We start from the raw sequence: 22690 nt of genomic DNA on the forward strand, positions 1-22690 counted from the left end.
TTAAACTCTTTCTGCATAAACTATATAATATCTAGGTGTAAACCATCTTAAAATAGGCCTAACACCTATTTTTTTAGTAGGGTTAGTCCATTTTTGTTTGTCTATAATTTTCCATCCAGTTTTTTCTAGCAACCAATCAAATTGCCAGTCTTCAAATTCGTGGTAGTGCCTGTCTAACATGTCGGTTTTACTTCGGTAAGCAGAAGAAAACCATAGTTTAAGTGGGACACTGGCTACTAATTTATTAGATTTAATAGATTTTAAAACAGTAAACGGTGATAGTAAATGTTCAAAAATTTCAAAAGCGGTTACAACATCTGCTTCCGATTTTTCAATGGTAGAGATGTCTATGTCTAAATCTTCACCTTTAGTGTTTTCAACATGATATCCATGATTTGTCATAATTTTAGAAAACGGATTTACAACGCCTAAGTCTAATATAGATTCCGATTTTTCGACATGGTTTTCTAAAAAATTAATAGTATGTTTAAAACGCTTATTAGGAAAGGTTTTTTCGTACATATAATGTGGTTTGCTTTTATATTTGCAAAGATGAAAATTATAATTAATTTTTACTATTGTTTGTAAATAATAGCATTAATATTCATACCAGCACCAACACTTGCAAAAATAATGACATCACCTTTGTTTATACTTTGGTTTGCCATTTCTCCATTTAAAATAATATCGTAAAGAGTAGGTACGGTTGCAACACTAGAGTTGCCTAATTTACCTATGCTCATGGGCATAATGTCTTCTGGCATTTCCATGTTATATAGCTGGTAAAATCGTTTAACTATAGCTTCATCCATTTTTTCGTTGGCCTGATGGATTAGTATCTTTTTTACTTCTGCAATATCAATACCGCTTTTGTCAAGACAAGATTTCATGGCTAGTGGTACGTTGGTTAGCGCAAATTCGTAAATTTTTCGGCCATACATTTTTATATAGCGTCTATTGTCGTTTATTTTTGGGTTATTGGTTTCGCCAAAATAAATGTAATGTGCTTCATCTAAAGAAAATGTAGCGGTATCATGGGCTAAAATTCCACCTTTTTTGTTTGTGTTTTCTACAATAACAGCTCCAGCGCCATCGCTATAAATCATTGAGTCTCTATCGTGGGGATCAATAATACGAGATAACGTTTCAGAGCCTATAACGAGACATTTTTTAGCAATGCCAGCTTTAATAAATGCATGGGCTTGAATAACACCTTCTACCCAGCCAGGGCATCCAAATAGTAAATCGTAACCAACACATTTAGGGTTTTTAATACGAAGTAAATGCTTTACTCTTGAAGCGATACTTGGTACGGTATCGCTTTGTATACTATCATGTCTTACATCTCCGTAATTATGGGCAACTATAATATAGTCTAAATCTTCTCTATTTATTTTGGCTTTTTCTATGGCTTTTTCGGCCGCAAAAGAAGCGATATCTGAAGTGTTTAAATGTTTTTTTGCATAGCGTCGTTCATCAATACCTGTAATGGCTTTAAACTTTTTTACAATAACCTTGCTAGGAGCTTTAATAGCCGAGCCATCGCTATTTAAAAATTCATGATTATGAAAGTTTTCGTTTTTTTCAACATTTGCAGGAATATAACTTCCTGTTCCAGTAATTTTAATATTCATAAAATGGAAATTTACTATTGTTGCTATGCACGCATACTAAATTACGCGTTTTAGGTTTAATAGCAATTTCCATTTTTTTATAAATTACGATGTTCAACAGATTATTTTAAGCTTCAGCATAGGCTTCAATAGGTGTGCAAGAGCATATTAGGTTTCTGTCTCCATAGGCATCATCAACACGTCTTACACTAGGCCAAAATTTATTATCTCTTACATAATCTAATGGGAATGCGGCTTCTTCACGAGAATAAGGCATATACCATTCATTAGCTGTAATCATTTCTAGGGTATGAGGTGCATTCTTTAATATGTTATTTTCATCGTCTTTAGTTACGCTGTCTATTTCTTTTTTAATGGCAATCATGGCATCGCAAAAACGATCTATTTCAGCTTTACTTTCGCTTTCTGTTGGTTCTATCATTAAGGTTCCAGCAACAGGGAATGATACTGTAGGCGCATGAAAACCATAATCCATTAAACGTTTTGCAATATCTGTAACTTCAATACCGTTGGCTTTAAATGGTCTGCAGTCTACAATCATTTCATGAGCAGCACGACCACGCTCGCCAGAATATAAAGTGTCAAAACTACCATGTAGGCGATGCTTTATATAATTAGCATTTAAAATAGCAATTTTGGTAGATTGTGTTAAGCCTTCTGCGCCAAGCATTTTTATGTAACCATAAGATATTAAGCATGCTAATGCAGAGCCAAAAGGTGCTGCCGATATTGCTGTAATGGCTTTGTCGCCTCCGGTTTTTACTAAAGGGTTTCCTGGTAAAAACGGTACAAGTTGTTTGGCTACGCAAATAGGGCCAACACCAGGACCACCTCCACCATGTGGTATAGCAAAGGTTTTGTGTAGGTTTAAGTGGCATACATCGGCGCCAATATTACCTGGGTTAGTTAAACCAACTTGGGCATTCATGTTTGCGCCATCCATATAAACTTGGCCTCCGTTATCGTGAATAATTTTAGTAATTTCTTTTATGGCAGACTCATAAACCCCATGAGTTGATGGGTATGTTACCATTAATGCCGATAAATTATTTTTGTGTAATTCGGCTTTTTCTCTTAAATCATCTACATCTATATTACCTTCGGCAGTAGATTTTGTTACGACAACCTTCATACCAGCCATAACTGCACTTGCAGGGTTTGTGCCGTGAGCAGACGATGGTATTAAACAAATGTTTCTATGGTTATCTCCACGAGATTCGTGGTATGCTTTTATAACCATTAATCCAGCAAACTCACCTTGAGCTCCAGAGTTTGGTTGTAGCGATGTAGCAGCAAACCCAGTAATTTCTGTTAATTGATCTTCTAATTCTTTTAATATAGTTAAGTAGCCTTTTGCTTGTTTTAATGGTGCGAAAGGGTGAATGTTACCCCACTTAAACCAGCTTAACGGAAGCATTTCTGATGCAGCATTTAATTTCATGGTGCAAGAGCCTAATGAAATCATAGAGTGATTTAAGGCTAAATCTTTGCGTTCTAAGCATTTTATATAACGCATTAATTCGGTTTCAGAATGGTAAGTATTAAATACAGGCTCAGTTAAAAAGTCTGATTGCCTTTGTATTGTTTCTGAAATATTATTGGCTTGCTCAATATTTGTAATTACAATCGTTTCTTTTTTTGCAGCCTGTGCAAAAATGGCAATTAGGTAATTAATGTCTCGAACAGAAGTTGTTTCGTTAATTGAAATAGTAACAGTTTCTGAATTTGGGTAGAAGAGATTTACCTTCTTGTCTGTCGCTATTTTTTTTATCTTTTTTGCTTTAGTTTTTATTTGAAGCGTATCGAAATACGATGTGTTTACTTGGCTGTAACCAAGTTTTTGTAAAGCAGTAGCAAGCGTTGCGGTTTTATTGTGTACTTTATTTGCTATAAATTTTAAACCTTTAGGGCCATGATAAACACCATACATACTAGCCATAACAGCTAATAATACTTGAGCTGTACAAATGTTTGATGTGGCCTTGTCGCGTTTAATATGTTGCTCTCTAGTTTGTAAAGCCATACGTAAGGCGCGGTTACCGTTGGCATCTTTTGTTACGCCAATAATTCTACCTGGGATATCGCGTTTGTAAGCTTGCTTTGTTGCAAAATAAGCAGCGTGAGGGCCTCCATAACCCATAGGGATTCCAAAGCGTTGTGTTGTTCCTACAACTACATCTGCACCAAATTTACCTGGAGCTTCTAGTTTAACTAAGCTTAAAATATCTGCAGCAATAGCAACTTTTATTCGGTTGTTATTGGCTTGAGATATAAATGATTTTATATCTGTAATTTGCCCGTCTTTGCCTGGGTATTGTAAAATGGCTCCGAAAAAGTCTTCAGAAAAATCAAAATGTTCTTCATTACCCACTACCAATTCAATTCCTATAGGATTGGCTCTGGTTTGTAATAACGATAAGGTTTGAGGTAGTATGTTTTCTGAAACAAAAAACTTATTTATGCCTGCTTTTTTTTGGTCGCGCTCGCGTACTGCAAATAATAAACTCATAGCTTCGGCTGCAGCTGTACTTTCATCCAGTAACGAGGCATTGGCAATTTCCATTCCAGTAAGGTCAATTACCATGGTTTGAAAATTTAATAATGCTTCTAATCTGCCTTGTGCTATTTCTGCTTGATAAGGCGTGTAAGCTGTATACCATCCTGGATTTTCAAGAATGTTTCTTTGTATTACAGCAGGAAGAATAGTAGGGTGATATCCTAAACCAATATATGTTTTATAAGCTTTATTTTTTTTTGATAAATCATGAATATGTAATAAATACTCGTGTTCTGTCATAGGTTCATCCAGATTTAAACCATTTTTTAAACGAATATCGTCCGGAATGGTTTCGTAAATTAACTGGTCTAACGAGTCTAATCCTAAGGTGTTTAACATTAATTTTTGGTCGTTTTCTCTAGGACCAATATGACGCAAAGCGAAAGCATTTGTATTCATTAATCAGAAATTTATTATATAATTCGCAAAAATACGTAATATTTAATGTGTTTTAATGAGTAAAATAGAAAGTTTTTAACTATTGCTAAACGTTATCAACACTTTAGTTATTTTTGTTTTATGGTGTTTTTTAAACAGTTTTTTAATTTCTATATTAATAGTAGTATTCATGTGGGTTTGTCTGTGTTCTCGTTAACATGGATTACTTTGCTTATGTTGGGTTTGGAGTATAACGAACCTGTATTATATTTTGTGTTTTATGCTTCGGTTACAGGATATAATTTTGTTAAGTATTATGGTTTGGCAAAGTTTAGGCATAGGCAGTTGGCAAATTGGTTAAAGCTAATTCAAATCGTTTCATTAATTTGTTTTTTGTTAATGTGTTATTATGCTATTGGGTTAAATTTTAGTACTTATGTTTTTATTTCTTTTTTTGCAATTTTAACTGTTTTGTATGCTATGCCTTTTAAGGCTAGCCGCAGAAAATCGTTAAGAGATGTTAGTGGTTTAAAAGTATATGTAATTGCTTTGGTCTGGGCTGGTGTAACTGTTTTTGTGCCAGTAATTGATGCGGGTTATAGTGTTAATACAGATATTGTTTTGCTTGGCTTACAAAGGTTTGTGTTTGTGTTGGTGTTAATGATTCCGTTTGAAATAAGGGACTTAAAATTTGATAATAAAAAACTATCTACCATTCCGCAAAAGTTAGGAGTGAAAAATGCTAAAATATTAGGTGTGTTTCTGTTAGTTTTCTATTTTTTAATAGAATTTTTTAAAGATGAAACTACAGCTAATATTATAAGCGTGCAGCTGTTAATGTTAGTAATTACAGGTGCGTTAGTGGTGTTTAGTAGAGTTGAACAACAAAAATATTATAGTTCGTTTTGGGTAGAAAGTTTGCCAATTGTATGGCTGGTTTTATTGTTGTTTTTTAATTAGAAACTTCTTTTAGGGCTTTGTTGAATTCTTTTTTCATTGAATCTTTACAGTCTTGGTCTAAACACTCAACTTCAGCTTTTTCTAAAGCTTTGGTAAGCTTTTTGTTTCGTTTGTAATAGGCTTTTGTGTACTTACACCAAGATAACCGAATGGTTAACTCAATCCTTTCCCAAATAGTAGATTCATCATATTGTGATTTATCACATATGTGTTGTGCTTCTTCGCAGCTTATAAATAAAAACCTCTTTTTCATTATTAAAACCAATTTTTTTCAAGACAATCGGCCATAGCTGTTCTTGCTCTATGGATGATTACCCAAAGGTTAGACGCCGTTATATCTAATTCATTACAAATTACTTCAGTTTCATAACCTAAAATAGTTTTCATTTTAAAAACATCTGCTTGTTTTACTGGTAACTTTCCTAAACAGTCATGAATGGCATCACTCAATTCACTATTTTGTAAACTATCTTCAGCAGTTTTATCAAATGGATCTGCTACACGTTCTTCAAGCCAATCACCTTCATTTTCATTATCATTATAATTAATTCTTACTTCGGCTTTGCCTTTGTTTGAATTAATTTTTCTGTAGTGATCAATAATTTTTCGCTTTAAAATAGATATTAGCCAAGTACGTTCGCTGGCTTCTCCTTTAAAGTTTTTCATGGATTTTAAACCTGCTAAAAAAGTGTCTTGAACCAAATCTTGAGCTTTTTCTCGATCGCTTACACGGGTTATGGTGTAGTTAAAGAGATAATCGGAATAAAGATCGATCCAATTATTAGGATTAATTTGATGGTTAGGCATTAATGTAACAAGTTTTTTGAGTTCCAAAAATAAGCTAAAAAAATGAATTTATTAAATATGAATTGTTCTTGCTTTAATTATTGTAAAAGCTCTTTTATGCACAAAGATAAAGCCATTAATAAAGTTTGTTTTTTTGTAATATAATTTTATTAATGGCTTGTAATTAAATTAATCCGGCGCGTTTTAGTAAGGCTTCCGGCTTTGGTTCTTGACCTCTAAAGCGTTTGTAAAGGGTCATTGGGTTTTCGGTCCCGCCTTGGCTTAAAATGTTGTTCTTAAATTTGTTGGCTACATTTTTATTGAAAATGCCTTCTTCTTTAAAGTACTCAAAAGCATCAGCATCTAATACTTCTGCCCATTTATAACTGTAATAGCCTGATGAGTATCCGCCTTGAAAAATATGTGAGAAAGCTGTGCTCATACAGGTTTCTTTAGTTTCTGGGTATAGCGATGTGTTTTTGAAAACGAAGTTTTCAAAAGCTTTTACATCTTTTATGTTTGTTGGGTTTTGCCCATGCCAACTCATATCTAGTAATCCAAAGCTTAACTGGCGTAAGGTTTGCATACCTTCGTGAAATGTAGCCGATTCTTTTATTTTTTCAATTAAATCCATAGGGATAGTTTCGCCAGTTTCATAATGTGTTGCAAAAAGTTCTAGAGCTTCTTTTTCGAAACACCAATTTTCCATGATTTGGCTTGGTAATTCAACAAAGTCCCAAAATACACTTGTTCCAGATAAACTTGGGTAGGTGGTGTTTGCTAGTATGCCATGAAGGGCATGACCAAACTCATGAAATAAAGTGGTTACTTCGTTAAAAGTTAATAAAGATGGTTTTGTTTTTGTGGGTTTTGTAAAGTTGCAAACTATAGAAATGTGTGGTCTGCTATTTTCTCCATTTTTTATGTATTGCGGTTTGTATGATGTCATCCAGGCTCCATTGCGTTTACCAGCTCTAGGAAAGAAATCGGCATAAAAAACCGATACAAAATGACCTTTAGAGTCTGTTACTTTATAGGTTAAAACATCTTCATGGTATTTGTCTATGGTATTTATTTCTTCAAAATTTAAATCGAAAAGTTTATTGGCTATTTTAAAGGCGCCATTAATAACGTTTTCTAGTTTAAAGTAAGGTTTTAGTTTTTCGTCATCAAGGTTAAAAAGTTTTTGTTTTAGTTTTTCAGAATAATAAGAACCGTCCCATTTTTCTAATCTATCTATAGCGTGTAATTCTTTAGCGAATTTTTCTAGTTTTTTAAATTCGCGTTCGGCGGCCGGTTTTGCTTTTTCAAGTATTTCTTTAGAGAAATTAAGAACAGTTTCTGGTGTTTGTGCCATACGTTCTTCTAAAACAAAGTGTGCGTGCGTTTTGTAACCTAATAAGTTGGCACGTTCTTGTCTTAGTTTAGTAATCTCTAAAACGTTGTTTTGGTTATCTAGCTCGTCATTTTTAAAGGCTTTGCTGCCAGCGGCGAGCGTTAGTTTTTTTCTTAGTTCTCTATTATCTGCATAGGTTACAAAAGGGATGTAGCTTGGGTAGTCTAGTGTAAATAACCATCCTGTTTTGTTTTTAGATTCGGCTAGTTGTTTTGCTGCTTCTTTAGCACCTTCAGGAAGTCCAGATAAATCGTCTTCGTTTGTAATTAGCATTTTAAACTTATTAGTTTCTGCTAATACATTTTCGCCAAATTTTAATTTTAATTGACTTAGCTTTTTGTCTATGTCTCTTAGTTTGGTTTTGTCTTCTTCTGGTAAGTTGGCTCCGTTTCTTGAAAAACTTTTATACTTTTTATCAAGTAAAGTGGTTTGCTCGATATTTAGGTTTAATTTAGATTTAGATTCGTAAACCGATTTAACACGTTTAAATAGGTTTTCGTTTAAAGTAATATCGTTACTAAATTCTGATAATAAAGGGGAAACCTCTTGAGCAATTTTTTGTATTTCCTCATTGGTTTCGGCAGCATTTAAATTGAAAAATATATTAGAAATTCTATCTAGCTGTTCTCCCGAAAAATCTAAGGCAACAATAGTGTTATCGAAAGTTGGAGATTCTGGGTTGTTAACTATGGTGTTAATCTCTTCTTTTGCTATTTTAATAGCTTCTTTAAAAGTGGGTAAATAGTCTTTGTTTTGAATTATTCTGAAAGGAGGGGTGTTATATTTGGTTTTAAACGGTGTTTTTAGTTCTTTTTTTATCATTTTTCTAATAAATGTGTTAAAGTTAAAGGTTTACTATGTGCGCATAGTAAATTTACTATATTTTTGCAGCCGATAATACGAAGAGTGACTAACTCAAGAGAATTATTTGTTAATAGCTGAAAAGCCCTGAATTTATTCAGGGCTTTTTTCATTATAAATCTTTTGCAGATTCGTTTACTTTAACTTTTAATCCTTCTTTATAGGCTATAATTTTATCAAGAATACAAGTATCGTTTGAGCCTATAATTTGAGCTGCTAATATACCAGCATTTTTTGCTCCGTTTAAAGCTACAGTTGCTACAGGAACACCGCCTGGCATTTGTAGTATAGAAAGTACAGAATCCCAACCATCAATAGAATTGCTGCTTTTTACAGGAACTCCTATTACGGGTAGTGGAGACAGGGAGGCAATCATTCCTGGTAAGTGTGCGGCACCACCTGCTCCAGCTATTATAACGGCAAAACCTTTTGTATGCGCATGTTTCCCATAATCAAATAATTTTTCTGGTGTACGGTGCGCAGAAACAATATCTACTTCAACTTCAATATCAAAACCTTTTAAGATGTCTATGGCATCTTGCATAACAGGAAGGTCGCTTTTACTTCCCATAATTACTCCAACTTTACTCATAAAATGTGTTTTTTGTTTAGCTAAAACCATTCAAAATTTATTTTAAATGCGTTTAAATAAACATTATTCGCTTATTACTTTTATACTTTTTTTAACTTGTTCTGCAATACGTCTAGCTTCATTTAAATTTTCATTTACAATGGTAACATGCCCCATTTTTCTAAAAGGACGTGTTTGTTTTTTGCCATAAATATGAGGTGTAACACCTTCTAATTTCATAATGTTTTCAATATTTTGGTAAATAACATTTCCTGTATAGCCTTCGGCACCAACTAGATTTACCATAACACCACCTACTTTGCTATCTGTTCTTCCTAAAGGTAGGTTTAAAATGGCTCTTAGGTGTTGTTCGAATTGTGAGGTATAGCTAGCCTCTATGGTTTGGTGTCCAGAATTATGAGGTCTAGGGGCTACTTCGTTTACTAAAATATCGTCATTTTCTGTCTGAAACATTTCAACAGCTAATAAACCAACATGGTTAAATGCTTTTGATGTTTTTAATGCTATAGCTTCGGCTTTTTTTGCTACTTCATTAGAAATTCTAGCCGGACAAATTACGTACTCAACTTGGTTAGCTTCAGGATGAAATTCCATTTCTACAACAGGATAAGTTTTGGTTTCTCCGCTAGCATTTCTGGCAACAATAACAGCTAGTTCGTTTTTAAACGGTATTAAATCTTCGGCAATACATTCGCCTTTAGGTAAGCCATCTAAATCTTCAAGTTTTCTAACTACTTTTACGCCATTACCATCGTAACCAAATTGAGCGGCTTTCCATACAAATGGAAAATTTAAACCTCCGTTGTTTATGGTATCTTCAATTTCCGATAGGTAAGCAAAACGAGTAAAACTTGAAGTTGGTATGTTGTTATCTCTGTAAAATAATTTTTGTTTCGCTTTGTTTTGGATTTGTTGTAATGTTTTAGAACTTGGATAAACTTTAACACCTTCTTTCTCAAGAGCCTCAAGAGCATTAACATTAACGTTTTCAATTTCAATAGTTAAAATATCTACTTGTTTTCCAAAATTATAAACAGCATCAAAATCCATTAAGTCTCCTACATGAAACTCGTTACTAGCCATTCTAGAAGGTGCTTCAATACTCGAATCGAGAATTGAAGTGTAGATGTCAAACTTACGTGTATTGTAAAGTAGCATTTTACCTAATTGACCTCCACCAAGAATACCTAATTTAAAATTTGAAGAGAAATAATTCATTTTAATGTTTTTATAGCGCCTAAATTAATGATATGCAAAAATACACTTAAATCTTAAAATAGTTCTTAAATCGTAAATCAAAAAAAGGACTTATATTAAATGTATTGAGTATATTGATTATCTTTGCGTTTTTAAAATTCAATATCTTTGATAAAGTTACACGACAAATACTTTAAACCCTTTATTTCTGCTAAAGAAATTGATGATGCATTAGAACGTTTAGTAGCTGAAATAGCTAAAGATGTTGGAGACGAAATTCCTGTTTTTATTGGTATTTTAAACGGTTCGTTTATGTTAACAAGCGATTTTGTTAAAAAATACCCTAAACCCTGCGAGGTAACATTTATAAAATTAGCCTCTTATGAAGGTTTAAAATCTACAGACGATATTCAAAGATTAATAGGAATAACCCAAGACTTAACAAACAGAACAGTAATTATCTTAGAAGATATTATTGATACAGGAAAAACACTACACGAGGTACACAGGATTTTTAAAAACGAAAACGTAAAATCGTTAAAAATAGCAACGCTTTTTTACAAACCCGAAGCCTATAAAAAAGACTTTAAACTACATTATGTAGGTATAGAAATTCCTAATAAATTTATAGTAGGTTATGGGCTTGATTACGATGGGTTAGGAAGAGATTTACCAGAAGTATATCAATTAAAACAAACACAATATATGACCAACTTAGTATTATTTGGCCCTCCAGGCGCAGGTAAAGGAACACAAGCAGAATTTTTAAAAGAGAAGTATAAATTAGTACATATTTCTACAGGCGATGTGTTTAGATACAACATGAAAAATGATACAGCATTAGGAGCATTGGCTAAATCTTACATAGACAAAGGACAGCTAGTACCAGACCAAGTAACCATAGATATGTTAAATGCCGAGGTAGAAAAAAATGCAGATGCAAATGGGTTTATTTTTGATGGTTTTCCGCGAACAAACGCTCAAGCCGAAGCTTTAGATAAATTAATGGATGGTAAAGATTCTCAAATTAATGCCATGATAGCTTTAGAGGTAGATGATGAGGTTCTAGTAAAACGTTTACTAGAAAGAGGAAAAACTAGCGGCCGAAAAGATGATGCAGACGAGGCGGTAATAAGAAATAGAATACAAGTTTATTACAATGAAACAGCCATTTTAAAAGACTATTATGCAGCCCAAAACAAATATTTTGGAGTTGATGGTGTTGGGAGTATTGAAGATATTACAGAACGATTAAGTACTGTAATAGATAAACTATAAATTTTAGCGAAAGCAAAAATTTAACAATTAAAAACTATAACTTTAATTTAAAGTTATAGTTTTTGTATTTTTAATAATAACAAATTTTAGCATAAGCTAAAAAAGTATAAAAGCAAGAACAAGCAAGCTTATAAATTCTAACTTTAAATAAAATCATGACAGAAGGTAATTTTGTAGACTACGTAAAAATGTATGTGTCTTCCGGAAATGGAGGTAAAGGCTCTACACATTTACATCGCGAAAAATATATTGCAAAAGGAGGCCCAGATGGTGGAGATGGAGGTCGTGGTGGTCATGTTATTGTTCGAGGTAAAGCAAACTTATGGACCTTACTACACTTAAAATTTAAAAAGCATATTAGAGCTGGTCATGGCGAGCACGGAAGTAGCGGCCGTAGCTTTGGGGCAGATGGCCAAGATGTCTATATTGATGTGCCATTAGGAACCGTAATTCGAGATACAGAAACCAACAACATTCTTTTTGAAATTACCGAAGATGGCGAAGAGCAAATACTAGCCCAAGGCGGAAAAGGAGGCCTAGGAAACTGGCACTTTAAAAGCGCAACCAACCAAACGCCACGTTATGCACAACCAGGTATTCCTATGGAAGAAAAGTACGTAACCATGGAGCTAAAGGTACTAGCCGATGTTGGTTTAGTAGGTTTCCCAAATGCAGGAAAATCCACATTACTATCTGTAGTAACATCTGCAAAACCAAAAATAGCCGATTACGAGTTTACAACCCTAAAACCCAACTTAGGTATTGTAAAATATCGCGATTTTCAAACCTTTGTCATGGCAGATATTCCAGGAATTATAGAAGGCGCAGCCGAAGGCAAAGGATTAGGTCATTATTTTTTACGTCACATAGAACGTAATTCCATTCTATTATTCATGATACCGGCCGATGCCGATAATATTAGAAAACAATACGATGTTTTGCTAGACGAATTACGACGTTACAACCCAGAAATGCTAGATAAAGAGCGCATTATAGCCATAACAAAAAGCGATATGCTGGATGATGAGCTAAAAGCAGAAATGAAAGAAGAATTAGATAACGAGCTACCAATTCCGTATTTATTCATATCATCAGTTGCACAAAAAGGCATAACCGAACTTAAAGATAAACTCTGGAAAATGTTAAATAATTAAATAGTTTTGGGCGTTACCACAAGGGTCGGGCTTTCGCAAGTCGCTCTCTGCGAGGAGTTCCAACAATAGCTCAATCCCTAACGCGGTAACCAAACTAAAATTAAAATATGGAATAATATTTGATTATTTTTATAAAAAAATAAAGCAACATGAAATTCCTAAACATAACAATTCTAGCTATATTAATAGTATCGTGCGCGCCAATTCGAGTAAATTACGATTACGATAAAACAGCTAATTTTAATACCTATAAAACATACCAATACTACGGCAGTATGGAAACTGGTTTAAGCGAATTGGACACACAACGTTTATTAAACGCTATTGATGCCAAAATGAAAGCCAAAGGCTTTGCTATTTCAGAAAACCCAGATTTTTTTATCGATATTAAAACACAACAATATCAAGCCGCCCAAAGGCAAACCGTTGGTGTAGGCGTAGGTGGTACAGGACGAAATGTTGGAGGAGGCATTTCCATAGGTTTACCTATTGGTCAAGCTAATATAAACCGTCAAATAACTATCGATTTTGTAGACGAAAACAAAAAACAACTTTTCTGGCAAGCTGTTAGCGAATCTAGTTTTAACCCAAAAGCATCACCAGAAAAACGCGAAGCGCGATTGCAGGCTATTGTAGAAAAAGTATTTGGTAGTTACCCACCAGAAAAATAATTTAATTTTTTACTAGCCTTTTGCTAGCAATACGCATATTTCCAGAATAGAAGTTGGTAATATAAACGCCTTGACTTAAATGGCTAATATCTATTTGGGTGTTTTGGTAACCCGAAAGTGTTTCGGTTTTAACTAGTTTTCCATCAATGCTTATAATTTCAGCTTTAACTTTAGCATCAGAAGGACTTTTAACCTCCAAATTTAAAATGTTTTCTGTTGGGTTTGGATACATTGATATGTTATACGTGTTAACTTCAGTTTCAATATCATCAATACCTAATGTAGAGTAATTAATAGTCCAAGAAATGGTATGTATATTTAAGGTTTCATGATTATCTATTTTTAGCATTGCTGTATTATCTATTACAGAAACACTTAAAATATTTTCTCCTGTTTGTAAATCGGTATCAGAAATTGAAACATCGTCTACATCATTAGCAAAATTAACAGTATTGAGTGTCCAAGTGCTATTTAGTGTATTAGGGATGGGTTTAACTAAATTCAATTCGAAATTTAATGGTAAACTAGGGTTGTTTACCGTAGTATCAGTAGGTGTAAAAGAGTCAATAGGAGAAACAAGATCATATATTTTTTCAATCATACCTTCTTTACAAACAGAATTGAAAGATTTGTCTATAAATTCCATAATAGAATTTTCATGCGGTTTATACCAATTTGTATATTCATTTGTTTCACAACCATCACATGTATATTGGTACACGCCAACATTGTTTGTGGCAATCCAATTTTTCCACTTTACCAAGTTAGGGTTGGTTTCTTGAGTCATATTTATAGCTTCTCCGGCAAGTAAATCGCCAGGATAATATTCGTCTTTTAAATCGAATAAAGAATGTCCTAACTCGTGCATAATTATTTTAGAGGCCCAATAACCATTGTAAGCCATAGGGAATTTGCCGCCACTACCACCATATTTTGAGGAATTTACTAAAATTAATGCATTGTCGTAATTTGGAAAATTATCAGCTAAAACAGATAGTATTTTGGCTTCGGTGTTATTAGCGTTATTGCCATCTATTTCATAGTAAAGAAGGTAAGGATTGCCAAAAGCGTTATGGGTTGCATTAAAGTATGTATCTACAAATGTATTGGTTTCTGGGTCGTCTGCACCACTTTCGTTAGATGGTACTTTTACGGCATAGATATTAAAATAGTTTGCGTATTCTTTAAAAGGCGATTCATTAAACATTTCATTCGAAAAGTTTGTAGCATCTGTAATAAAATTAGCGAGTTCGCTAGCTTGATATCCTTCACTTAAAATGACTAAGTTTATACGTTTATCATCATCTCCAGAAACTTTTATAGGTTCAATATCAAACACCTGAGCAGATAAACTGTAGGTGTTAAAAATGAGAAGTATAGCCCCTAAAAAAGATTTCATACTAATTAATTTGGGTTTTTATGAGGGTGTTATTTGTAGCAAAGTTACTAATTGTTATGAATTTAGTGTCATTTTTAAGCTGTAACCTAATAGAGAACTGCGTTTTATCGAGTTTAATAACTTGGGTTTGGAATTTCCTCGACTCATTAACAAACTCAATGTTTTTTATTAAAGGGTTTTTTATTAGCAGTTGATTAATGATTTTAGATTTTGAATTTAGTTCTGAGAAAACCAAATCGCCTTCAACACCGTTTTCTAAACGCTCTAAATCATTACGTTTTAATTTACCTTCTACTATTTTTTTGTTGATAAAGGTAATAGTTGTTGTTCCATTTAAGTTTTTACTTATGTTATAATTAAGGAATATGATTTTTGGTGTATTCGCTATTGAATTATTAGTCGAGTTTTTATAACTTTTGCAAGACATAAATAAGAAAACGAGAATAAATGATAAAAGTAAATACTTTGTTTTAATCATATTATTTACTGTTTACTGAAATTCTAACACCTTCGCTATGGCTACTAAATTCTGGTGCATACATGCTTTGAATTGTGGTTATACCATTACTCATATTACCCGCATTGTTAACGCGTAAATCGTATTCAAACACATAAACTCCTTTTGGTAAATAATCAAAAAAGAAATTTGTTGATGCATCTTTCGTGCTTTCATAGTACCCTAAGCCGTCTTGCCATTTATAAGTTGATATTACATTTGTTGGCTCTAATCCAGAAGCTCGCATGTCTTTCATGTGGATAAATTCCATATTTCTGTCTGCGCGCAACTCAATTCTAACTCTTACTAAATCGCCAACTTTTAAATGAGTTTTAGAAGTGATTTCAGATATCTCTTCGCCAGTATCGGTATTCGTTTTAAGGAATAGTTTTTTCTTTAATTTAAGAGGGGTTTCGGCTGATGTAATTTTATCTAAATCTTCAAAATATTGCCAGTATAAACTTCCCCAAGCGATACCTTCACCTTTTTTAGAAATCTTAACTTCTCCCATTTTTGGTTTAATTTCAGAAGTATTCCATGATGTTTTGTAGTAACCTGTACCAGCTTCAGCTTTAACGGCTTCAAGTTTTGATGGTTTAATATTTTGTCCTCCTAAAATCACATTAACCATATCTGTAACACTTAACCAATCGCTGCCTTGAAGCAGTAAAGCGTAAACAGCATCGGTAGTTGCTTTTGTTGTTTTCCATCGGTTGGTTTGCTTGTTTTTAAGTAACCAAATTTTTAAATTATCGATAGTTTTGGTGTCTGCTTCAATTTCAGAAAAAACTTCTATTAGCAATGCCTGTGTTTCAATTGGTGCTTGATACCAGAACCATGAATTTGTGTTGGCTTTCCAATACATACCTAATTCTTCTGAAGTGATGCTTGTTTCTTTTAGTGATTTTAAAATCTTAGAAGCCGTTTTGTTATCATCATTTCTATGGGAAATTAAAGCCATCAAACCTTTTGAGTATAAGGAACGACTTAACCAATATTTTTCAATTTGCGATTGGTAATACGCCATAATAGTTTCAACTTCTTTCGATTTTTTAATCTCAGGAAAAAAGCTTCGCATGTATAAATAATGTAGTTGCGTATGGCTTAAATGATCTTTTTCTAAATCAATATCTTTATTATATTTTTTTAAGTTTTTATATTCTTTTACAAATTCATTGTCAAGATAATTCATGGCTTTTTTAATCATAGATGCTTCAATGTTACTATCAATAACATTGAGTTGTTTTAAATGCCCAAAACCAGTAATAATATGTTGTGTAATATATCTGTTTTCGTAACCACCGTTAAACCAAGCCCAAGCTCCAGAAGGCATTTGGTTGTTTTCTAACTTTTTAATGGCAGATTGTAGCTCATTATTCATTTTGTTTAAATCGAATAGTAAAGCAATGCGTTTTTTCTGCTCGGTTTCAGTTTGTGCATCGCGTAACCAAGGGGTTTCTTGAATTAAGATAGACTTTAATTCTTCATTCTTTTCTAAGTTAGAAAGTAAAGCATTTGTGTTTTTCCATTGATTAAAAACCTCTTGAATTCTAGGGTTTGAATTTGCAATATGGCTTGCTAATGCATTAGCATAGTATCTAGAGAAAGTTTGCTCGTTACAATCATAAGGGTATTCCATTAAATACGGTAATGCTTGTACAGCATACCAAGCTGGGTTGGATGTTATCTCTAAAGTTAACTTATGGTTTTTTAGTGTGGTTGAGGTGTTATTTACTAACTTATTTAAAGTAAATGTTTTGGTTTGGTTACTTTTTACCCACATTGGTAAAGTTTCTGTAACTAACTTACGATTACTTAAAACAGGTAATGCGTTTTGCTCGCCATCGCTAAAGGTTTCCGATTTTGCAAGTACTTTGTATTGTACTGCTTGTACATTATCTGGGATTGTTAAATTCCATGATACTTGAGTGTTGCCTTGGGCATTAACAGTAAAGGTTTTGGTGTTTTCTGAATTACCAAGATTTACATTAATATCTTTTCCGGAAACAGCATCAGTCAAAATTAATTTGGCTTGCCCAGAAAGTTGTTTTTCTGTAAGATTAGCAATTTTTGTGCTTATTGTAATATGGTCGCCTTCGCGTAAAAAACGTGGTGCATTTGGCGTAACCATCAATTCTTTTTGTGTAACTGTGGTTAAGGTTTTGGTTGCGTTTTCTAAAGTTTTAGTATGAGCAAGAAGTTGTAATTTCCATTGTGTTAAAGCTTCTGGAGTTGTAAAACTAAAACTTACATTTCCAGATTCGTCTGTTTGTAACTGCGGAAAGAAAAATGCTGTTTCTTGCAGGTTTTTACGAATTTGAATGTTGTTGAAGCTTGTATTCTCATCATTATCTTTTGTGTCTTTATCTGTTTCTGGAACAGCAGATCCAGTTATAATTACTTCATCTAAATTAGAACTGTCGTTTGTTTTCATAAATGCAACCGACTCTTCAACTTCCATTTCGTCTGATACGATTTGAACACCAGATACACGGCCGCTTAACGATTTAGAGATGCTAGCATTACCTCTTATTCTTATAGTATAGTTATGCCCAAAATGAAGCCCAAACCAATTTAGTTGGTCAAAGTGTTGTTGCGAGTAATTAAAACGAGTATAATTATTATAAACCTTAAAGTTTTGTGTACCAAAACTAGTATTAGCGCTTCTATTGCTATAGGCATAATAACTGGGTTGTTGTATTGGGTTGAAATTCCAGTTATGTGGTTTAAATTGATCTAAAGATGCATCGTACATGCTAGCCAATAACTCGCTACTTACTTTTTCGCCTTGAGGGCCTTTAATTTTAAACTGCCAAGTTTCGTTAGTTCCTGATTGTAATTTATCTCTAAAGGTTAGTGTTTCAATTTCTAAATTTGTTTTAGGATATGGCACCGAAATTATCTGCGAACCCGATTTAAAACTATTAAATGCTGCAAAACTATAATGCACAACAAAGCCACCTAAATCGTTTGTAGTTACAGGAATAGAAATTGATTTTTTATTCGCATTAAGCTTAATAACTTCTGTTTTAATAATTTTTTTATTCTTCTCTACAGAAACAGTTACTGTAACATTTTGTGCCGCAGAACCTATTGTAATTTTAGCAGTTTCTCCAGTTTTATAGTGTTGTTTATCTGTTGAAATTGTAAATAATTGATTGTCTGCAGGAACAGTATCATCTGTGCTAAAAAGAGTGGTTTTAATTTCGTCTTTAACCTTTTGTCCGAATTTATCTTTACTTTCTAAGGTAATAATGTATTGGCCAGGTTGCCATTTTTTAATTTTACCTAGTTGTACAGTTTTAGATTCTTTGGTGTTAAACGATTTTTCTAAAACCAGTTCACCTTTTTCCCAAAGACTTGAATTGTGTTCGTTTAAATATGCCTCATGTGGAAACAGGTTTTTAAATTCGTTTTCAGAAATATCTTTATAATCTGGTGCAGCCCATGGGCGTTGTCTTAAAACGCTATTTGGAGCTTCAAGTTTATATATTTTTATACTTCCTTTGGCAGGAACAAATTCGCCATTTAGATTTTTTGTATCAATAGTTATTTTGTGGTCTTTATTGGTTTTGTCTAAAACATCATCAATATATATATTAGCTGTTAAAGCATGGTAACCAACGTTTACAATACTAGTTGCACTTCGTGTTTCGCCATTTAAGTCGGTAACATCGGCTGTGATTTCATAATTAAAAATAGGTAAACTATTTTTATCAACGCTTTGGTCTGGAATGGCTTTAAAAGTAATTTCAAATTCGCCTTTGTTATTGGTGGTTGTTTTACCATGTGTTATTTCTTGAGGCTCGCTGTTAGCCCAAGGTCTGTACCAAAAATACCAATGCGGGTACTGTACTTTTCTGTGTACACGATAAACCACTTTGGCATTTGTAATATTACTTCCAGCATATGCAATCGCATGACCTTTTACGGTTACAGAATCATTTATTTTAAAGGTTTCGGTTACAGGATTGAATTTTGTTTCAAACTTTGGACGTTTATATTCTTCAACAGAAATGGATGTGTTGCTTCTAAAATATTTATTAGCACTAGAGTTAAATTCAATTCTGTAAAGCCCGTTTAAACTATTGTTTGGTAAAATAAACTCGCCAGAAACCGAACCAAATGCATTGGTTTTAAATTCTAATTTTCCAACCTCTTCGTTATTTGTGTTATATAAAACTGCAAATACTTTTTCGTTTTCTAAAACTTCCGATTTACCATCGTTAGTTTTCATTGCAATGGCTTTAAAATAAACAGTTTGCCCTGGCCTATAAATGCTTCTATCTGTAAATAAAAACGATTTATAAGTAACTTTTTCTTCGGGTGTATTATATGTTTGGTTAATGTAAAAGTTACCAAAGTATGCAACATCGTTGTCGTTTTCTACTTTTAAATTTACGTTCCTATACCAACTTTTATCTTTATCAATTTTAATTTCGCCCAAGCTATTTGTGGTATAGCTTTTAGTTATTGTTTTTCTGTTGTTTCTGGAATCATAGGACACTTCAACTTTAGTATTAGCAATTGGTGCTCCATGATTTCTATTAATAATTTGAAATATTTTTTGATTTAAAGCTTCGGTTTCTACCAAAGCCATGTTAGTAACCTGAAGATTTGAAAAAGCATAGGTTTCTGTTTTATTGTTAACAAAAGCAGCAATTAAATATCTGCCAGAATTTAATTTTGGCATTAAAACTTCTGTAGAATGTATTTGGAAATCGCCTTCGTTTCTTAGATTATTATTCCAAGTTTTAGTTACATCTAAGTTTTTTATAAAACTAAGTTGTTCTTCCTTTCGGTATATTTTAACAAAGGTTTTATATTGTTTTTCTGAAAATTTGTAAGCATTAAAAGTTACAGCTTCAAGGTTTTTATAGCGTATTAATAATCTAGCATATTTTTGAATTGGCAGAAAATCTTCGGTAGTAATTTGAAGCGAAGATTGTTTTATTTGAGATTTTAAAATAGTACATTTTTCTGCGCCTTTACTTTTAGGGAATTTAGAAATTACTTGTTGGCATAACTCTAAAGCGTCTTTAGCTTTCCAACGCTGTTCTTCGTTAGATTTAGGCTGATGCGACTGACTTTGCTGATAGTAAATTGAAGCCACTTCAAAGTCATACAAACCAGAAACTTCATGGGTTTTAAGTTGCTCGCTTTCTTTTTTTAAAGCATCCAATAAGATAGCTTGTTTATTACTAAATGTGGCATACTGATTTACAAAATTTAAACGTTCAATGTTTACATCTGCTAATGCAAACTGCGACTCGTTTTTTAAATGAAAACGAATTAGGTTTTTATAGATTTTTAAAGCTTGTAATTGCAACGAAGTAGAATCTTTTGATGCTATATTTAATTGAGAAAACGTTTCGGCGTTAGCTAAAAACTCTGGATTATCAATTTCAAATTTATAAGCAGGTTTTGTAATTTGAGTCTCGTTAGTTTTGTAAAATTGTAAGGCGTTATGGCTAAGGAAATCAAATAATGTTGGCCTATAGATTTTTGAACCTTTCTGCTTTTTTAATAAAGCGTTATATTGTTTCAGCGGTTCTTGTTGTAACATTAAACCGTTTTGTAGTGATGCTTGATAGTGGGTATGGATTTCGGTAAAAAGCGTTTCTAAATCCCAAGTTCTAAAATCGTTATTATCTACTTTTTTATTGGTTTTTGTACGGTTATAAAATTGCCATCTGTGTTGGTTAAAATATTGCCAATATAAATTAGCTAAAATGTTTTCTAGAATGTTTTTTGTTGGAAAAGCACTCAATTTAATTTTAGCTTTAAAATTATTAATAATACTTAACTGTGCATCCTCTTCTAAAACCAAGGCATATTTGCTTTTAAAAAGCATAGATTTTATAAGTTGCGGGGTGTTTTTATCTTTTACGGCATGGTTTTCAATAGTTTCAACAATTTTTAAAGCCGATTTAGGTAAACCATCAACTTCAAACTTCTCAACTTGAGTCCATAAATCTTCATAGTTTAGATTTTGAGCTTGAGAAAAGGTTGAAAAAAGTATTATCATAAATAAAAGTAGTAAGCGCATCGTGTATTTAATTTTGTCTCTAAGGTATATTCAAAATCCGTTCCAAAAACTATAAATTAGTAAAATTTGAAGTTGAACGAGTTAAGTTAAGCATTTTACTAGTAAAATAATTAAAACAGGTATTATAAAAATATGAAATCCTTAATATTATCTTAATCTAAAATAAAACAACTAACAGAAAGCTTATTTTTGTATTTACCGAGTGTATGCCATGAAAAACATTTTGCTACTTTTATTAATACCTTTTGTAAATTTTGCACAAGTAAATTTAGATACTGTGCAAGCTTTAATAGAGCAAAAAGCGTTTAAAAAAGCCGAAACCAGCCTTCATGAATTTTTAAAAACACAGCAAAATAATTTAAAAGCAATCGAGCTTTTAGGCGATGTGTATGGGCTCCAAAAAAGCTGGGATAAAGCTAAAGAGAATTACAAAATATTAGTACAAGCAAAGCCCAATACAGCCAACTATCATTATAAATACGGAGGTGTTTTAGGCATGAAAGCTCTAGAAAATAAGTTAAAAGCCATAGGCTTAATAAGCGATATAAAAAGCGCATTTATTACAGCAGCAAAATTAGATAAAAACCACATAGACGCCCGTTGGGCATTGGTAGAACTTTATATGCAACTACCAGGCATTTTTGGCGGTAGCAAAAGCAAGTCTTTAAAATATGCCCAAGAGTTAGAAAACCTGTCTAAAGTAGATGGATATTTAGCAAAAGGCTATATTTACGAGTACAATAAGCAACCCAAACAAGCCGAAATATATTATAAAATGGCCATACAAGAAGGCGGTTCGTTAACCTGTTATAATAAATTAACACAGTTTTACGAAAACCAAAAACACCCTAAAAAAGCAATACAAAATATAGAAACGGCACATAAAAAATTACACCGTAATGCCTTGCATTATCAAATAGGAAAAGTAGCTGCCGAGTATCGTGTAGAACTCGAAAAAGGAGAGCAATGTCTGCATGTTTACCTTAAAAACTACTCAGCTGCAGATGGCGTTCCAAAAGCCTGGGCGCATTACCGTTTGGCACAAATACACACCCACAAAAACAGCAAAGCAGACGCCTTAAAACACATTAATTTGGCATTAAAGCAACTTCCAAAAATTAAACCATTTAAATTGCAAAAAGAAAAAATTTTAAAGCTTTAGTGTATGGGCGTTACCACAAGGGTCGGGCTTTCACTACTCGCTGCCTCCTACCGTCGGCGAGCTCAAACACACCGTTCAATCCCTAACGCAAAAATTACGCAATCCATTTTAACCTTTTAA

Annotated in this window: 16 protein-coding genes; 5 read left to right on the forward strand and 11 right to left on the reverse strand. The window is 32.9% G+C overall.

Features of this window, described 5'->3' with window-relative positions; translation table 11 throughout:
• From ACNG5D_RS02925 to gcvP, 3 genes are all read right to left on the reverse strand, one after another.
• Positions 1 to 522, reverse strand: coding sequence for a methyltransferase domain-containing protein (locus ACNG5D_RS02925; protein ID WP_418181999.1), 522 nt, complete (start codon positions 520 to 522; stop codon positions 1 to 3).
• A 53-nt stretch (positions 523 to 575) separates the two neighbouring features.
• A complete protein-coding gene (locus tag ACNG5D_RS02930; protein ID WP_418182000.1) occupies positions 576 to 1634 on the reverse strand; it encodes a 3-oxoacyl-ACP synthase III family protein in 1059 nt (352 codons plus the stop codon).
• A gap of 106 nt (positions 1635 to 1740) precedes the next feature.
• Positions 1741 to 4590, reverse strand: coding sequence for an aminomethyl-transferring glycine dehydrogenase (gcvP, locus tag ACNG5D_RS02935; RefSeq protein WP_418182001.1), 2850 nt, complete (start codon positions 4588 to 4590; stop codon positions 1741 to 1743).
• A gap of 120 nt (positions 4591 to 4710) precedes the next feature.
• Here gcvP and ACNG5D_RS02940 point away from each other — a divergent pair, with 120 nt between their 5' ends.
• Positions 4711 to 5529 carry a UbiA prenyltransferase family protein gene (locus ACNG5D_RS02940; RefSeq protein WP_418182002.1) on the forward strand — a complete coding sequence of 273 codons (819 nt, stop codon included), beginning with the start codon at positions 4711 to 4713 and terminating at the stop codon, positions 5527 to 5529.
• On the opposite strand, the gene ACNG5D_RS02945 is transcribed toward ACNG5D_RS02940, so the two are convergent.
• From ACNG5D_RS02945 to ACNG5D_RS02965, 5 genes are all read right to left on the reverse strand, one after another.
• Entirely contained in the window at positions 5522 to 5782 is a 261-nt protein-coding gene (locus ACNG5D_RS02945; protein ID WP_418182003.1) for a hypothetical protein, read from the reverse strand. The genes ACNG5D_RS02940 and ACNG5D_RS02945 overlap by 8 nt on opposite strands.
• A 2-nt stretch (positions 5783 to 5784) precedes the next feature.
• On the reverse strand, positions 5785 to 6336 hold the full coding sequence (locus ACNG5D_RS02950; protein WP_418182004.1) for a sigma-70 family RNA polymerase sigma factor: 552 nt from the start codon (positions 6334 to 6336) through the stop codon (positions 5785 to 5787).
• A gap of 163 nt (positions 6337 to 6499) precedes the next feature.
• Positions 6500 to 8533: a M3 family metallopeptidase gene (locus ACNG5D_RS02955; protein WP_418182005.1), complete on the reverse strand. Its 2034-nt coding sequence runs from the start codon at positions 8531 to 8533 to the stop codon at positions 6500 to 6502.
• Positions 8534 to 8684: 151 nt separating this feature from the next.
• Positions 8685 to 9164 (reverse strand): 5-(carboxyamino)imidazole ribonucleotide mutase, encoded by a 480-nt coding sequence (gene purE, locus ACNG5D_RS02960; RefSeq protein ID WP_418182006.1) that lies wholly within the window; start codon positions 9162 to 9164, stop codon positions 8685 to 8687.
• 63 nt (positions 9165 to 9227) lie between these two features.
• On the reverse strand, positions 9228 to 10382 hold the full coding sequence (locus tag ACNG5D_RS02965) for a 5-(carboxyamino)imidazole ribonucleotide synthase (RefSeq protein ID WP_418182007.1): 1155 nt from the start codon (positions 10380 to 10382) through the stop codon (positions 9228 to 9230).
• A 147-nt stretch (positions 10383 to 10529) separates the two neighbouring features.
• Between ACNG5D_RS02965 and ACNG5D_RS02970 the strand changes: the two genes are divergently transcribed.
• From ACNG5D_RS02970 to ACNG5D_RS02980, 3 genes are all read left to right on the forward strand, one after another.
• The gene (locus ACNG5D_RS02970; RefSeq protein WP_418182008.1) at positions 10530 to 11639 is read left to right on the forward strand and encodes an adenylate kinase; all 1110 of its coding nucleotides are present in this window, start codon (positions 10530 to 10532) and stop codon (positions 11637 to 11639) included.
• Positions 11640 to 11794: 155 nt separating this feature from the next.
• Positions 11795 to 12793 carry a GTPase ObgE gene (gene obgE, locus ACNG5D_RS02975; RefSeq protein ID WP_418182009.1) on the forward strand — a complete coding sequence of 333 codons (999 nt, stop codon included), beginning with the start codon at positions 11795 to 11797 and terminating at the stop codon, positions 12791 to 12793.
• Between the two features lie 149 nt (positions 12794 to 12942).
• Entirely contained in the window at positions 12943 to 13464 is a 522-nt protein-coding gene (locus ACNG5D_RS02980) for a DUF4136 domain-containing protein (RefSeq protein ID WP_418182010.1), read from the forward strand.
• A 1-nt stretch (position 13465) separates the two neighbouring features.
• Here ACNG5D_RS02980 and ACNG5D_RS02985 read toward each other — a convergent pair whose 3' ends face one another.
• From ACNG5D_RS02985 to ACNG5D_RS02995, 3 genes are read right to left on the reverse strand one after another with little or no spacing between them, the layout of a single operon-like run.
• Positions 13466 to 14863, reverse strand: coding sequence for a T9SS type A sorting domain-containing protein (locus ACNG5D_RS02985; protein WP_418182011.1), 1398 nt, complete (start codon positions 14861 to 14863; stop codon positions 13466 to 13468).
• Position 14864: 1 nt separating this feature from the next.
• Positions 14865 to 15341 carry a hypothetical protein gene (locus ACNG5D_RS02990; protein WP_418182012.1) on the reverse strand — a complete coding sequence of 159 codons (477 nt, stop codon included), beginning with the start codon at positions 15339 to 15341 and terminating at the stop codon, positions 14865 to 14867.
• Position 15342: 1 nt separating this feature from the next.
• Positions 15343 to 21387 (reverse strand): alpha-2-macroglobulin family protein, encoded by a 6045-nt coding sequence (locus ACNG5D_RS02995; protein WP_418182013.1) that lies wholly within the window; start codon positions 21385 to 21387, stop codon positions 15343 to 15345.
• Between the two features lie 232 nt (positions 21388 to 21619).
• Between ACNG5D_RS02995 and ACNG5D_RS03000 the strand changes: the two genes are divergently transcribed.
• A complete protein-coding gene (locus ACNG5D_RS03000) occupies positions 21620 to 22570 on the forward strand; it encodes a tetratricopeptide repeat protein (protein ID WP_418182014.1) in 951 nt (316 codons plus the stop codon).
• Positions 22571 to 22690: the final 120 nt, after the last annotated feature.

It is taken from the genome of Algibacter ulvanivorans, assembly GCF_048381495.1.
GTDB classification, from domain to species: domain Bacteria; phylum Bacteroidota; class Bacteroidia; order Flavobacteriales; family Flavobacteriaceae; genus Algibacter_B; species Algibacter_B ulvanivorans.